The organism is Paenibacillus sp. S33 (genome assembly GCF_053615415.1).
Genome location: NZ_JBSIEZ010000002.1, coordinates 133,810 through 148,572, shown reverse-complemented (window position 1 = coordinate 148,572; position 14,763 = coordinate 133,810). Strand labels below are relative to the sequence as shown.

The window sequence follows — 14,763 nt, the reverse complement described above, 5'->3', positions numbered from 1 at the left end:
GTGAAATTGTTTCCAATTTCGATCATCTCTGAATTGAACTACTTTTGACATTAAATCTTTTATCTTATCTTCGTAGGGTGACATAGCTCTTTCTCCGCTCTCTGTTTTATTTTGCTGAACTCTATTGACATCAACCGTAATAATCACAAATAATTAATTTAGATTTACTAACATTGTAATATAAATAGATACAGAAATGAGTAGATGTCTTTGAAATACGGAATAATGAATCTGCCTCTATACTTAAATAGTAGCAGCACAAACCAAAATTGTATTCATGATCTCTGTCAAAGTGAACAAGATATATTAGATAAAGGCTTTGTCACTTATATCTACTATAATCTAAAGAAAAAAACAGTATACATAGGCGAAACAAAGCATTTTTGGGTACGTCACGACCAGCACATTCATGAAAGCCATTTCAATGATGGCGAATTTACCAATTGCTTAATTGTTTACAATGCAAGCTTCTTTACCGAGTCCCATATCAAAGATTTGGAGTTCATGATAATTAACCATATGCTTGCGGAAACAGACGAAACGAAGTTCAAGATATATAACCGAAATAATGGACAACCTCAACCGCAATACAACGAGCATCACATAGTAGAGCAAGAAGTGTTTGTGAAGCTGTGGGGAAACGAATTATATAATCAAGGATTAGTACATACAAACGATCTAGAAAGAATTAGGCAGAAGATTATTTTCAAATACTCCCCTTTTACTCAACTGAGCAAACAACAATCTGATATTGAGGAAAGAGTAATTCAAGATCCTCGTAATAAGTATCTAATTGAGGGTGGAGCTGGAACTGGAAAAACAGTTCTCATGATGTCGCTTATGTATAGGTTGATCAACAAAAATCCAGATATGAAGATAGGTTTGATCACTACAAGCAACCTACTCGACAAGTTTAATCGAATTTTAAAGCAATTGAATTTGAAAAATAAACTTACCTTTGTTCGAGCTGGCAAGGCTATTGAGGAAGCACGCAAGAGTAATAGTCACTACGATATCATCTTAGTTGACGAAGCACATCGTTTGCAAAGATACTACCCCAAAGGACACCCAGAATCTAAAAAACATTTCGACAAGAGTCAGCCTGAGATTAACGAAATCCACATGCTTCAAGAAATCACAGATGGACTCGTTCTCTTCTATGACCAGTTCCAGAGCATACGTCCACAAGATGTTCTTAGGGCTAACTTCATCAAGCTCACCCAAGGATATGTAAAAGAATCTCTAAGTCAACAATATCGCATCAAGGGTGACGGTTCCTTTAGCGGTAACGATTTTCTCAATGGCATCCTGTATGCTTTAGACATTATAGATGAAATCGAATTTAATCCTAATGTCTTCGCATATCGCAACAAGGACTCTTATTTTGGAATCGTTGACTCCATTCAAGACCTATTTAAATACATTGGAGAAATTGAACTCCGTCATGCCAATACTACAAATCGTGTTATTGCTGGTTATACTAGAGAGTGGATTTCAAACCCAAAATCATCGCAAAATAAAGGAATAGACAAGTTTAATCTGCCTTATGATTGGGTTGAGAATGAAAGCAAGTGGCGATGGAATAGCCAGTATGAAAAATGGGTTGAGATTGAAAGTAGTAAGAATGAAGTAGGCTCTATCCATGCCATTCAAGGCGCGGATATTGACCATGTCGGAATTATTATCGGCAAAGATATCGCTGTTGGTGAAAATGGGAAACTTAGAGCTATAAAAGGGAACTATAAAGATACTGGTGGTACTCCACTACTGAACGAATACAATGAACAAGAACTTACTAGTTTCATACTGAATATATATTACGTGCTCCTCACTAGAGGAATTAGTGGATGTAGGGTTTACTTTGAAGACTCTAAAGTAAGAGAATATTTTGAAGAGAAATTATCGTCTAAAGTCATTTAATTGTTGATATACAGCCGATCTTTAAGGTCGGCTGTTTGGACTACATCTGTAGTTGGGTTTAGCAATGGTGTGTAATCCTGATGCATGGAGGGTTCTTGATACGGACTACCATACCGACGGATATGTGAATGGCTGGAATTTAAAAGCGGAGTAAAGGAGGCGAAGATGATGAAAGAGAAAACATTAATTAGTATCCTTGCAGTTCCATTAGTAGTGGTAGCTGCTTCAGGTTTTTTCTATCTAAACACAGATAGAGTTGTCAGTGCACAGAGTGAAACGATCGCAGCTGCTGACAAAGCTACCAATAGTCAGGTGGAGTATATCAAAATATCTGTTTCTTCAAGCACTTATTCCGATAGCTCTTATCAAATAAGAATCCGTGATCGGAAAAACCTAAGTGAAGTTACTGAAGATTATGTGGGAGGAGTCCTACAAAATAAAATTATAGTTTCTGAAGAGGGAAGACGAATCACTTCTATAGGGAGGAATCATGTAACGGGGAAACTTGTAGGGAACACCTGGACATTGCCCGTTAACCTGGCTAATGAAAATAAGAAAATTTTAAATATTTCTCTAATGGAAGAACAGAAAAAAGAAATGAAAGAGCAAAATTGGGTGAAATCTTTACGACCACAATCTAATGATGCATCACTTCAAGAGGTTGTAGCAGAAACCAGTCTTAAAAAAGAGGTTGTAACCATTGATGCTAAAGGGCTCCCGGTAAAGAGAGAGGTCTTTGTGAAAGATAAAGAGGGGAATTGGACAGAAGACTCCGTTAGGGTCGAGGAATATAAATATTTAGACTCCATGCCAATGAACTTGCAAAGAATGAATGATGAAGTGGAGATCAAAGAAATTACTGCTCCGATTAAAGAAGATAAATTATTAAAAGGGTAATCCGAACAGTATAAGAACAAAAAGTGAACAACAATAGTAAGAGGAAAAAGTAGTACATCAAAAAGCTCTGCTAACCATAATTGGTCGGCAGAGCTTTTATCGTTTCTAACAGGTCTGTGTTAGCTAGCATATATTTCGTTTTAGCTTCTTCATATAATTTGCCGAGGTTACGAAGCCCTATTGTCGTCCTTTTCCATGTTGAAAATATGTTTACTATTTAATATTTTTCGTATATATTAATATTTGGAAATTAGATTTTCACAAATATTTCCTAAAAAACTAGATTGAATTAACAGAGGAGATTATTTCAATGAGCATTTCATTAAGAATAGAACGCGAATCCGGTGGTGAACCAATCGAGTTTGTAAAAGGTGAGATCATTGGCTTTACTTATAAGAATAATAGTCCCATAAACCTTTCAGCTAAGTCTCCAAACTTGGCTCATTCGCTACATATTCGAAGCAAAATTCCGCTTCATTCGCTTCCTTCAGTTGTAGACAATTCGGATAATTCCAACATGCTGTATACATGGGCAAATACAGAATATAAACCTGATATTGAGGATTACTATCGCAAATGTAATGTCCAAATCGTTAGAAACGAAAACACAATCCGAGATATTACGTTTACACACGCTTATGTATATGAGTATCAAGAACAGATTGATACCAGCAAAGAGATTCTTGAGTTTGAACTTGTTTTAAAACAAAAAGAAGATCAATTGGGAAAAATTCAGTACAGTCCTCAGGTAGAACCTAAGGAAACAAGAGAACAGGATCAGTCTGATGTTTCGCAAAAAATACTAGAAGGCGCATATAGTAAGAATATGCTAGTGTATGCAGGAAATAATACTTTCCCGTTTGAAAATCCGATGGTAGAACTAGAAAAAACTTGGGTGCGAGGCGTAGAGAAGGTAAAGAATTCAACAGATACTGTAATACATTATCCTGATCGTAAAGCATTTACAATAGTAGCTGTTCCTATAGCTCGAAAGAAGTACGGGGACATCACAGCCAATTTACTTCAACATTCACTTGACTACAAACCAGGAAATTTACACTTTAACGAGTGGTCGTATGAGGCTCAACAAATTAAAAAATCTAAAGAACATAATATGTATGTAATTAAAAAAGAAGTACAAAAAGCAAACGACAAAAAAGTTAAAATTTTTTCAAGTTATGGGTCTATTGCAATTGAAAGTGACAGAGATTTATATAACGCTTTTCACAAAATGAAGTACAAAATAGATGGAACATATGTAAAAGGACAATGGGAAATTACTACAATATATTATGATAAATATAATTTTGAATATAATTTTAAACAAATGTTTACTGGGGACAACAAACTCGGTTGGGCTGCGGCCAATCTAACAAATTTAATGGAATCATGGGGAACACTCAATGAGTATACATCTTATGTTACAGTAACTGATACAAAAAAAGCTTGGAAGTGAGGTGTGAATTGCAGATGAAACGCAGATACAAGATTTACATCTTGATCTCTCTACTAGTTATAACTACTACTATAATTTTTCTAGCGAATTCTGGAGACGATACGATAAGGAAGTACCCGTATGGCAAAGATACGTTAGAGTTTTTTGGAGATGGGACTTTTCAGATTTACAGGGGAGGAGGATCGGGTGATCCTCCAATACTATACACTCATCAAATTGAAGCCCTAAATTCAGTGATTGATAACGTTCTGTCTTATAAAATAGAAGATAATATCGTATACGTGGTTGGTGAAAATAGCTTCATTAAATTGGATTCAAGTACCAACACATACGTGAAAAAGAAACGGATTTCCGACTTTACTCCCAAAGATAGAGAGATATTTAATAAATTAATGGAAAAATAAAAGCAAGTTTCCGGACCTACCTAGGTTTTCTTGTGGTATAATCTGGATTGTGCGACAAAACGGCTATAAAGGGCGGTCGGCTAATCTCCCGGAAGGGAGGTGACGCCATGGAAGTTAAAGACACACTGATGTTGATGATTCAATTCGCAACGTTGGTGATTCTGATACTTTCTTTCCATAAACGGAAATAGACCGCCCTGACGAGGATACGGTCTATTTCTGGATCAAACCTCAATTGCTGACCGCTCTTATAGCGGTAAGTCGTGCAGGGGACGGTGGCTGCCGTTCCCTTTTTCTATTCTTATGTTATCATATTCATTTTATTCAGGCAATGGAATTACCTCTGTTGACAATAGTCATAATAGCTATAGAAATATTAAAACCCCGGATTGCTCCGGGGCTGTTTTTATTCGAGACCAAATTGTGCTTTTGCTTGTAGTTTGTTGCCTTGGAATGTGAAAACGGCATTTGCACCAGGTCCGACTTCACCTTTATACGAATACATTACAGTATAAAATTCGTCTCCTTTTTCACCAACCTCTGAAAGAGCCTCACCGGGACCACCGATAATTTTCGCAACTTCCTCATAAGTCATTCCATTTTTAATCTTGTTATATTTAGCTTTGGTAATGGTTCCGAGGTTTGGCGATTCTGCTACTGTCCGACCCTCTATTTTTCCGTTGTATAGTTTCCAATTGGCTTCTCCCTTAGCACCACGGGAACCAAGTTCACCCTTAAAGGTAACTATATCCCCCGGATTAAGACCATTCAATTCTGAACGATCTGAAACTTTTACAACAATAACATCCCCGAGTTTTTTCTTTTCAGCGCTAATATCTGACCATGATTCACCGTTGTAATCTGCTGGTTTACCATAGACATAAAGGCTGCTTGATCCAGCTTCAATAACAACACCTGACCATGAAACAACTTGATTTCTTACACTGTCGAATGCTTCCCCTTGCTTGGATACTGGCAATGCAAAGAGAGCAGATGAAAACTTATCAAAAGGAAGCGATGTGTCAATCAATGTTTTTTTAGCATCAGTCTGTTCCTTTTGAACTGGTTCAGTAGTAACTTCGTTCTCTTTAACAGGCGTGGTAGCTACCGGTTTGGAATTAGTTTCGGTTGGTTTCTGAGTGTCAGCGACTGATATTCCAATAATAAATACTAGGAAAGCAAGTAAACCAAAGAGAAACATTTTCTTAGTCTTGCCGTTCTTTTTTATTAAAGCTATAGCCCACAAAACAAAAAACACAAAAAAAGCCAGCAAAGCAATCACAGCAATTGCAGTCATTACATAACCCCTATCTATTGGTAATATTATAGTAAAATTAGTATATATGACCTAGGAATAATTTTCTAGCACAAAAGTCTTAGAAGTAGAAAACAAAAGCTCTTGTAAGGAACATACGTTCGGGATATAATTTGAACATATTACATCAGGAGGCTACATACATGGGAAAGAAACTTGAGGGCAATGGATTATGGGAAAGCAGTCGGATAATCATTCCTGAACATAAGGAAGCATACCTAAAGCTTATGAAAGATCGCCAACGGCGTGGTAAGCCTGAACTTGATGATCAAGAAGTGCAGCTAATTGAGCAGGTGCTCATAGTCTCTTACAACACACGTCAGCCTATATCGATAGTGGTTTTTAGTCCGTTCGATGACGAAGAACTCACAGGTGTAATCACGTCTATAAATACTGCTCGCAGGGAAGTAAAACTGTTTCGTGGCGAGGATGATTTTAGTTGGATCAAGTTGGAGGATATCATTTCAGCAAGTAAACTAGCAGATAAATCTAGAGAATAACAAAATATTCGTGCGATTTTTGTAATAAAATTATATATATTGGAAAATGTTCATGGTATATTTATCCTAGAACTAAATACCTAGGGGGATATCATGAGAAGTAATGGAAAGGGAAAGATCATAGGAATTATCTTTGCATTAATTGTAGTTGTTGCGATTATTAAATATTTAGGATTACTGATTATCGCAGGGGGACTTGGTTATTGGGGGTATAAAAAATATCAGAATGCTAAGAGAGAAAATCGGAAGAGTAAACTAGCAATAGTTTTATTTTCACTTGCCGGGATTTTCTTTTTAGCGTTCATCGGGAATCTAACGAATGTTAAGCAGCAGGATTTAGCGAATAAAGCACCAGCTGTTCCAGCTAAAGTAGAACAAACTTCTGCGGTACCTACTACAACTAAATCTGAGCAAACTTCAAACATTGTTTCTACCTCAGCATCTAACGAAAAGGCGGATTCTGAACAACCAAAACGTATTCCTATAACTTTAATAGCGGGAACGGATGGAGATACTTTTAAAGCATCAGTTCAAGGGAAAGAGGAGAAAATTCGATTACTCTTAGTAGATACACCAGAAAGCGTTAAACAGGGTACACCAGTTCAACCGTTCGCAAAAGAAGCCTTTGCTTTTACATTGAAGCAATTAAAGCAAGGTAACCTTTCCCTAGAGCTTGATGTTTCAGAACGAGATAAGTATGGTCGTCTACTTGGCTATGTGTGGGTAGGAGATAAGATGCTGAATGAAATGTTGATCGAGAAAGGATACGCTCGGGTAGCCTACATAAACCCTCCAAACGTTAAATATGTTGATCAATTCAAGAACATTCAAACCACCGCTCAAAAAAATGGGACAGGTATCTGGAGTATTGAAAACTATGCGCAAGAAGATGGATTCAATCAGAAGGTAGTTCAAAAGGCAGTTCAAAAGGCAGTTCAAAAGGCAACTGCAAAGACTGAATCTAAAAGTAATGATTCAAGTGTAAAAGAATCTAAGCCTAAAGTAGTTACTCCTAAAAAGGAAGTCGTCCAAACTTATTCTGAACCAAGAGAATCATCAAGGAATGTATACTATAAAAACTGCTCTGCGGTTCGTGCTGCTGGTGCCGATCCAATTTATGAAGGTGAACCAGGTTACAGTAGAAAGCTGGATCGTGATGGTGACGGAGTGGGATGTGAAAGATAAGAATTTTAGTTAATGGAGAGTGTTATATGTCAAGAATACAACAAGCTATAAACTTTGTTATCCGCGAAGTGGAGGCGCCTGCTCTAGATCATCCTGAACTTGAAAAAGAGTTTAAAAACAAAGTTATACGTTCTAGAACTGTCGTTCGAAATATGAAACGAGTGGGCGATCTTAAAAGATATCTTCAACGTTTTGAAATTGTACAACCTTCAAATTCACCAGGGACAGCGCTATACGAACGGTTTAAAAACCTTGGCTTAGAAACGTACGAAGATTTATATCCTCGTTTTTGTGAAGAGTTTAAGGATGAATTAGATGATGTTACCGTTCTTAACGATTTCGTGATCGGGGCTGACTATACTTCATGGGATATATCCATACTTGCTCGTACTTATGATCCACAGTCAGGTATTTATCTTATTGGTAATAATGATAGATTACAGGCTATCTTCATAAAATCAACTTTCTCAGATGGAAAGTATCCGAATGAATGGATTGTAGAGAATGAAAAGATAAAATATTATTTCTACAGCTTAAGAGGCAATTTCGATCCAAATTACAAATATAATGCTTCAATAATTAACTCCGCTCAAAACAAGACACCGATATATTTGTTTACCAAAGATGGAACTGTTCTTAATTTGAATGGTTTATATGAGTTTGAATCGCATCATTACAACTCTGAAGATGGTTCAAGATGGTTTATCCTGAATAAGTTAAATTCCTTGAATATACAGAGATCTGTAACTACAAAAGAATATTTACAAGAAGTTGATAAGCAAGTTAAGAAAGCCAAAAGATCCACTGATCAGGATCGTAAAGCTAGGTTAAATAATGCTCCTAAAAAACCCGAAAGTGTACCTGTTATCACAACAGCATATAAAAGAAATCCGGATGTAATTGTTGAAGTTTTAAAGCGGGCTAATGGTATTTGTGAAATATGCTACCAACCTGCGCCATTTCTTAGAGCGAGTGATTTATCTCCATATTTAGAAGTACATCATAAAATCCCGTTGGCAGACGGAGGAGACGATACAGTCGAGAATGCAGTTGCTGTTTGCCCCAACTGTCACAGAGAAGAACACTTTGGTGTACAAGCAAAAATTGTTACTGCTGCTCTTATAGTAGATAGAGGAAAGATACTCATCGCTAAGCGAGGAAAAGGTATGAAGCTTGAGGGGAAATGGGAGTTCCCTGGTGGAAAGCTTGAAGCTGGAGAAAGCTTAGAAGAGTGTTTAAAAAGAGAAATTTATGAGGAATTAGGAATGCATATTGATGTTCTTCATCATTATGATGATAGCATCTATAAATACTCTGATGGTGTGATTAGACTAATGGCGTACTGGGCCAAGTGGAATAGCGGCGAAATTAAGGTAAAGGAACATAGTGAGGTTAAATGGATCAATTTTTCCGATTTGAGTTTGTATGAATTTTCTCCAGCTGATGTTCCCTTTATAAACTCATTGCAAAAGATACATTTATTATTCTAAAGAAACGGATTTCATTCATTAAAAAAATCCATAAATATAAAAAAATTATCAACATATATTCAAAATGAGTATGATTATTTTCTTAAAAAGCTACCCTGGGGATAACAGGTTTATCCCCAAGAGTCCACATCGATGGGGAGGTTTGGCGCCTAGATGTCGGCTCATCGTATCCTGGGGCTGAAGTAGGTCCCTCTGCCAGGAACACCGCTGGGTAGCTATGTACGGAAGGGATAAGCACTGAGAGCATCTAAGCGTAAAGCCCCCCTCTAGATGAGATTTCCCAATACGTAAGCCATCTTGAAGACGACGAGGTAGATAGGTTGGGAGTGGAATGCAGTAATGCATGGAGCTGACCAATACGAATCGGTCGGTTTTTTTCTAAGATAAGGCGTAATGAAGTTTCGGATCCAGTTTTCAGGGGGGAATTCCTTGAAGATAGAATTTGCAAAGCAGATTCATGTTTGGTGGTGATAGCGGAGGGGTTCCATAAGTACCCAACTCGAACACGATCGTTAAGCCCTCCAGTGCCAATGGTACTTAGACCGTAGGGTTCTGGGAGAGTAGGACGCCGCCAAGCATGAAAAAAGAGCACAACCTTAAAGACATCATTAGAAATTAATAGTAGATACTAGAGGGGATCATGATATAATTGAGGAAACAAAGTAACCGGTGGGAATGACATGGCGAAGCTGCCCTGAGAGGGGGTGACGCTGTGTCACTTGACTTGATCGTGAAGATTCTGGACGTTATGTTGAAGCTGGTCGGTATATTTGCTGGCCTAAAGACGTTGTTACGCGGACAGAAGAAGTCACGTAAAGCTAAGAAAAACCACCGGCGATAGGTTGGGCCCTGTATCCGGTGGTTTTTCAATTAACTAATTGGGATTCGCCGTGGTCGCCCACTGGCCTTTGTTTAGTCACGATGTCTCACCATCGTGGCTTTTTTTAATATACTCTATTTATGTATTTATTATACCACATAAGGGACATTTTATAACCAAACAAGTAAATTATTTTTTACAGATTTTTTAAGATACAGGCATATTCCGAACTTTAATGTGAAACTTAAGATCAAGTAATTGAAAAGGTTGATGCATCATTAGTATGGTAAAATGACAGTCCAACTATTGAATTAGAGTTTATTTATATTGTATAAATCTTTTTATTATAAGGAAATTTGATTATCTTCTTCGCTCAATATAACGTTGCGATAAAGAGAAGGCCCTACTTAGCTGTGGCATTATGAATTGAATCTTTTGGAGACTTTTATTTGTATTCCTATTGAACACTCATAGAGTCTCCTTTTTTTCGTTCACATAAGCAGAGTGAGGCACTTTAAAGCCTGTACAATTTATAGGGTTCAATAGAAATGGTGACTTATCCTGGGAAATCTCATAGGGTCCACGGGAGTAGAAGAACTAAGTAATTGCTAACCAATTGTGGAGACAAGTCCCTATATGAGGAAGATGAATCCATTCGGCAATCTATTATTACACAGATCCGAAGTAGCTGAAATCAATGAGGATGTTGAGTATGCTCTTAGTAGCATATTGGAAGACATTGAATACGTTTTAGGAGGAAATTTTTAATGGAACAATACTCGATTCTGTTATCTAACCTGCTAGAGTCTATGGAGAACATTTCTAACGCCATAGATGGGGATGATACAAACTAATTCAATGACATTTTTGCAGGTTTTGATCTATTGAAATGTCATTGGATGAATAAAAAATTAATTTCAAAGGTAAGCTTGAAAAATATCAAAGATGTACAACCCAACCCAAAAACGCAAAATCAACCTATTTTTCAATTTATAAAATGGGAAACAAAACGTTTCAAGGATTTACGCTAGGCAAGCATAGGGAGGACGGATGGGAAAAGCCATACTTCACCAAACAGCAAGCTTTAAGAGCTGTAACCGCAGTATCTGATTTCTTCGATTCTCCTGAGGGTTATTGCTCTGAAAAAGACGCATTTATACTCTCAGAGGATATGGAAGAATACGCTGCAACCTACATCTATATTAACGGAGGCAGACAAAGGTATACCCCATTGGGGGAGGGGAAGAGCCCGAAAAAAACTATATGGATATCAATTGTTCAGACGAGTACGCTTATATTTACGCATCAAATGGAAGGGATATGTTAATAGATGAACTGGCGAATCATTGCCCATGGTTTCCCATTACGTATGATCATGCGGAGATCACAAAAGAAGAATATTATGATATTATGAAATTACATGAAAGTGGTTTGGGTAGCTTAGACGCTTATGTTGATCAGTATTAAATAGAGTTTCAAAAGAGGCGTAATTATTTGAATACTAGTTAAATGATAATTGTTAAGCACTGATTAGAAAGTAGAACTTTTTTGCTATATTTTTATGAGTTACCATCAGCATAATGCATAACAAAAAACACGGCATACAAATGTCGTGTTTTTTGCATTAAATATTTATAAATAAGCGAGTCTCTCAACATATTATTTAATAGAGAACCTAAGAGCTCATTGGGCACAGTCTTCTTTAAAACAAACAGAGTACGCTGAGATGCTTGATTTATCCAACCAAGAATATCTTGTTTCGCTAAAAAGAAGTTGAAATAAATGAGCTATGTTTTTTACATAACCTAATAATTTGTTTTTATGCAGATCAGATTCATAAATAAATGCCTAAATGTACGTCTATATGACGGCCAAGATGCTTGAGTTATTAGATTTACGAGTACATGAGTCTGTGAGTCTGTTTGTCCGTTTAGATCGTTCTATTGTTTCATTCTCGTCTTTAAGCCATAATCCGTCTTTGAAATAAACGACATCTCCTTCTTTCACCCCTGTTACACTGCTAATTGGGAACATCTTGTGTCTTTCTTTTGATCTCCCAATGACCGCTTATACCATTCCTTAAACCGATCGTTTATCCCTTTCATTTTTTAAAACCAAATTTATTAAAGCATAAATGAAGTTTTAAATTGCTTGTGTATGCCGTCTTTATCAACGACTAATCGATATCCACCATAAAACCTTTTGATGTACGAGATTGGTTGGCCGCTGCCGTCCGTCACGGAGGAAGTGTAAGTCACCTTATCGTTAGAGACAGGCTTTGGGTTATCAATTATCTGCTTTGGCTGTCATCTCTTGTACCCCCAGAAGAGCCAGGAGAGGGGGCACTCAGCGGGAGTAGCGGCTCCCGTGAGGACTTCTGGAGTCACTTTGCCAGTTGACCAAGGATGCATGTTGAGTTTTACAATTTCAACGTCCGAAAGGCCGATGATCCTGACGACAGTATCGGTTCTGAATACATTAAACCCAACCCAAACATCTTCAAACGATCCAGGACAGTTCTAACGGGTGTCAATGGTTATTATCCTTCCAGACCCTGTATAAACAGGTTGGAGGGAGGTAAGATCTTAAGGAACTCGGTCGAGATTGATTAACCGGAGTCATTTTATGTCAAAAAAACCAAAAAAAATAATATATATTCTCTTTTTGCTGTGTAAATAAGTCAAGAAGGATTTTTAATTCAAGGCTATTGTGATGAAAACAGTTAAGCATTTTAAATTAGCAGGTTGGGTTCATGTTCTGATCGTGAGGTACTAGACGCTTTTTTAATAAGTGTTGCATAAATGAATTTATTTTTTTATTTGACATTATATTGAATACATTTACACAAGATGGTATGTTTTTTTTACATTGATAATGATGAGGATAATAAGGAAGAAGTAGCAACTTAAGAAATGACAAAAATTAATAGTTTCCAACTTCCGTGATACCTTTAATTAACCTAATTATGGATATTACAAGATATTAGAGAGGATGTAATAAGCCTATCACACGGACGATTTGACTAAACACGGAATGAATTTTTAAAAATGTCACAATTGAAGTTGAAATCCTTCCATAAAGTGAGCAAATTTTAAATTGTGAAAAGACGAACTATCCTCCGTCTCCTGACGCATTTGAGCTGGCCAGATAGGTTAGAACGCAGCTAGAGGTCGAAGAAGTTGAACTTCTCTGAACGGCCAAATCATCGAAAAAATATCGAATGCTGTAGTTGGCGCGAAATCGTTATCCTTGCGATTACTCACTAGTACATACAGCGGAGTAGTAATTGTAGGACATTGTAGGACATTAGAACTTCGGTCTAATCCGCAATTTACTCTTGCCATGTACAAAATAATTGAAAGGGGAAGCAGGATGATCGACAATGTGAAAAATCAACGTCGTTTAGCACAAAAGGAGGAGAGGATTTGGTATACCGAGCGCACATACCCGAACGGGTTAAAGTTGTCGCTTGTGGCTGTATCTCACCTGTCCGGCACTGTGAACTTGGAGTCGTTCGAACAAGCACTAAACTAGGTGTAGCTCCAGCATGAAGCACTCCGTACACGCGTAACTTGAGACAGCGATTCTGATTATCCGGCCCAGTATCTCTATGTTGTCAGTAAACTGCGCTTTGCGCTTGTTTTTATCGATATGTCTGCGGATAAAGACCCACACAAACGGTATGATCACTGGTTTGGAAGCGTTTGCTTTAGAGTTCATGCCTCAGCGTGAAGTGATTTGTGGAACTACATGTTGCTAAGACTTGAAGACGAGGTTCACTGGGTAATTTTACGTATTCACCATATCATTTCCGATGGGCAGTCAATGCTGCTTTTTCTAAATGACTTGGCGGATAATTACGCCCGCATCTTGCTTGATGTTCTGAGTGGGCGGATGCGAAACAGAACCATCAGAAGTCTCAAATTGTTGCCAAAGATCGACAATATTAGCTTGATCAATTCCGTGACTAGCAGTCTGCGGACATCCTGAAGCTAGTTATCCCGCAGGGTGCCTCTACTACAGCCCACGGGCATCGCTGCCGATGGATGAAGATCTGCGCCATCTATGCTAACCGTTCCACCCGCAGGGACAAAGAAATGATCGGCATGTTCGTCAGCGCTGTACCCGCCCGTATTCGGATTGATCCCGAGACGGGGCTCCTTGCCTTCCTGAAACGGGTAGCTTTCGAGCAGTACCGGCATCAACGGTATCCTTACAATCAGCTTGTTCAAGATCTCCACGCCGTAAGCTCCACAAAAGACACGTATCGACTGTTCGACATCTCGATCCAAAACCGAACGTAGGCAGCGATCCCGCTCGGAGAACATGCGCGGCTGGATAACCTGCAGTCGTTGTGCGCGGCGCCGCTGCATAAAATGCCTTTGTACTGTGCGATCGGGGATGATGACTGGTTTACGGCGGAGTACTTGTCGCAACACGGCAACTGGAAGCTATCCGCCGATCAGGTCGAACTGTGCGTCATTCCAGGCGCAGGGCATTATTTTAATGAAACGTATGCCGAAGCGCTGACGCCGTTTTTAACCCACGTCCGTTCCGAACGTCAAGATAAGGCCACCTAACGGAGCGCTTAAACGAGGGGAGAGGGGACGCTCGCGCCTCTGTATGCTCAATCTGTTCGCACCTAAGTAATGTTGCCTGAACTGCACAACAGTGAAATTTTTATTCGACATTTTGTGGTTACTTCTTAAATAAATAGACCTAGATTCTAAATCTTCAATTTGTTTGTATGTCTAACCTCTTTCAAGGCGCTGATTA

Annotated in this window: 14 protein-coding genes, 1 rRNA gene and 1 other annotated feature; of the genes, 14 read left to right on the top strand and 1 reads right to left on the bottom strand. The window is 38.2% G+C overall.

The annotated features are described in order from the left end of the window. Positions 1-210: 210 nt before the first annotated feature. The 5 genes from ACWGXJ_RS25715 (at position 211) to ACWGXJ_RS25695 (ending at position 4,868) form a co-directional block, all read left to right on the top strand. Positions 211-1,920: a DNA/RNA helicase domain-containing protein gene (locus ACWGXJ_RS25715; RefSeq protein ID WP_452568036.1), complete on the top strand. Its 1,710-nt coding sequence runs from the start codon at positions 211-213 to the stop codon at positions 1,918-1,920. A 165-nt stretch (positions 1,921-2,085) separates the two neighbouring features. Beyond that, a complete protein-coding gene (locus tag ACWGXJ_RS25710) occupies positions 2,086-2,817 on the top strand; it encodes a hypothetical protein (protein ID WP_452568035.1) in 732 nt (243 codons plus the stop codon). A gap of 310 nt (positions 2,818-3,127) precedes the next feature. Next, entirely contained in the window at positions 3,128-4,273 is a 1,146-nt protein-coding gene (locus ACWGXJ_RS25705) for a hypothetical protein (protein WP_452568034.1), read from the top strand. 14 nt (positions 4,274-4,287) lie between these two features. After that, positions 4,288-4,677: a hypothetical protein gene (locus tag ACWGXJ_RS25700; protein WP_452568033.1), complete on the top strand. Its 390-nt coding sequence runs from the start codon at positions 4,288-4,290 to the stop codon at positions 4,675-4,677. Between the two features lie 107 nt (positions 4,678-4,784). Next, complete coding sequence (locus tag ACWGXJ_RS25695) at positions 4,785-4,868, top strand: putative holin-like toxin (protein ID WP_223822117.1); 84 nt, start codon at positions 4,785-4,787, stop codon at positions 4,866-4,868. A gap of 215 nt (positions 4,869-5,083) precedes the next feature. On the opposite strand, the gene ACWGXJ_RS25690 is transcribed toward ACWGXJ_RS25695, so the two are convergent. Further along, the gene (locus ACWGXJ_RS25690) at positions 5,084-5,974 is read right to left on the bottom strand and encodes a hypothetical protein (RefSeq protein WP_452568032.1); all 891 of its coding nucleotides are present in this window, start codon (positions 5,972-5,974) and stop codon (positions 5,084-5,086) included. A 161-nt stretch (positions 5,975-6,135) separates the two neighbouring features. Here ACWGXJ_RS25690 and ACWGXJ_RS25685 point away from each other — a divergent pair, with 161 nt between their 5' ends. The 9 genes from ACWGXJ_RS25685 (at position 6,136) to ACWGXJ_RS25645 (ending at position 14,567) form a co-directional block, all read left to right on the top strand. Then, entirely contained in the window at positions 6,136-6,492 is a 357-nt protein-coding gene (locus ACWGXJ_RS25685; protein WP_452568031.1) for a YolD-like family protein, read from the top strand. A 93-nt stretch (positions 6,493-6,585) separates the two neighbouring features. Beyond that, positions 6,586-7,677 (top strand): thermonuclease family protein, encoded by a 1,092-nt coding sequence (locus tag ACWGXJ_RS25680; RefSeq protein WP_452568030.1) that lies wholly within the window; start codon positions 6,586-6,588, stop codon positions 7,675-7,677. A 26-nt stretch (positions 7,678-7,703) separates the two neighbouring features. Then, positions 7,704-9,167: an NUDIX domain-containing protein gene (locus ACWGXJ_RS25675; RefSeq protein WP_452568029.1), complete on the top strand. Its 1,464-nt coding sequence runs from the start codon at positions 7,704-7,706 to the stop codon at positions 9,165-9,167. Further along, positions 9,165-9,538 (top strand) — a sequence feature (23S ribosomal RNA rRNA prediction is too short). (Overlaps the previous gene by 3 nt.) 89 nt (positions 9,539-9,627) lie before the next feature. Further along, a 5S ribosomal RNA gene (rrf, locus tag ACWGXJ_RS25670) occupies positions 9,628-9,744 on the top strand. 135 nt (positions 9,745-9,879) lie between these two features. After that, positions 9,880-10,008, top strand: a complete 129-nt coding sequence (locus ACWGXJ_RS25665) for a hypothetical protein (RefSeq protein WP_452568028.1) — start codon at positions 9,880-9,882, stop codon at positions 10,006-10,008. A 3,351-nt stretch (positions 10,009-13,359) separates the two neighbouring features. Continuing rightward, on the top strand, positions 13,360-13,521 hold the full coding sequence (locus ACWGXJ_RS25660) for a hypothetical protein (RefSeq protein WP_452568027.1): 162 nt from the start codon (positions 13,360-13,362) through the stop codon (positions 13,519-13,521). A gap of 204 nt (positions 13,522-13,725) precedes the next feature. After that, complete coding sequence (locus tag ACWGXJ_RS25655; protein WP_452568026.1) at positions 13,726-13,977, top strand: condensation domain-containing protein; 252 nt, start codon at positions 13,726-13,728, stop codon at positions 13,975-13,977. 56 nt (positions 13,978-14,033) lie between these two features. Next, positions 14,034-14,291 (top strand): condensation domain-containing protein, encoded by a 258-nt coding sequence (locus ACWGXJ_RS25650; RefSeq protein WP_452568025.1) that lies wholly within the window; start codon positions 14,034-14,036, stop codon positions 14,289-14,291. Between the two features lie 72 nt (positions 14,292-14,363). Further along, positions 14,364-14,567, top strand: a complete 204-nt coding sequence (locus ACWGXJ_RS25645; protein ID WP_452568024.1) for a hypothetical protein — start codon at positions 14,364-14,366, stop codon at positions 14,565-14,567. Positions 14,568-14,763 lie beyond the last annotated feature (196 nt).

Bases quoted from the DNA above. Each gene is read 5' to 3' on its own strand.
- ACWGXJ_RS25710 (WP_452568035.1), top strand. From the start codon at position 2,086: ATGATGAAAGAGAAAACATTAATTAGTATCCTTGCAGTTCCATTAGTA.
- ACWGXJ_RS25705 (WP_452568034.1), top strand. From the start codon at position 3,128: ATGAGCATTTCATTAAGAATAGAACGCGAATCCGGTGGTGAACCAATC.
- ACWGXJ_RS25700 (WP_452568033.1), top strand. From the start codon at position 4,288: ATGAAACGCAGATACAAGATTTACATCTTGATCTCTCTACTAGTTATA.
- ACWGXJ_RS25695 (WP_223822117.1), top strand. From the start codon at position 4,785: ATGGAAGTTAAAGACACACTGATGTTGATGATTCAATTCGCAACGTTG.
- ACWGXJ_RS25690 (WP_452568032.1), bottom strand. From the start codon at position 5,974: ATGACTGCAATTGCTGTGATTGCTTTGCTGGCTTTTTTTGTGTTTTTT.
- ACWGXJ_RS25685 (WP_452568031.1), top strand. From the start codon at position 6,136: ATGGGAAAGAAACTTGAGGGCAATGGATTATGGGAAAGCAGTCGGATA.
- ACWGXJ_RS25680 (WP_452568030.1), top strand. From the start codon at position 6,586: ATGAGAAGTAATGGAAAGGGAAAGATCATAGGAATTATCTTTGCATTA.
- ACWGXJ_RS25675 (WP_452568029.1), top strand. From the start codon at position 7,704: ATGTCAAGAATACAACAAGCTATAAACTTTGTTATCCGCGAAGTGGAG.
- ACWGXJ_RS25660 (WP_452568027.1), top strand. From the start codon at position 13,360: ATGATCGACAATGTGAAAAATCAACGTCGTTTAGCACAAAAGGAGGAG.
- ACWGXJ_RS25650 (WP_452568025.1), top strand. From the start codon at position 14,034: ATGAAGATCTGCGCCATCTATGCTAACCGTTCCACCCGCAGGGACAAA.
- ACWGXJ_RS25645 (WP_452568024.1), top strand. From the start codon at position 14,364: ATGCCTTTGTACTGTGCGATCGGGGATGATGACTGGTTTACGGCGGAG.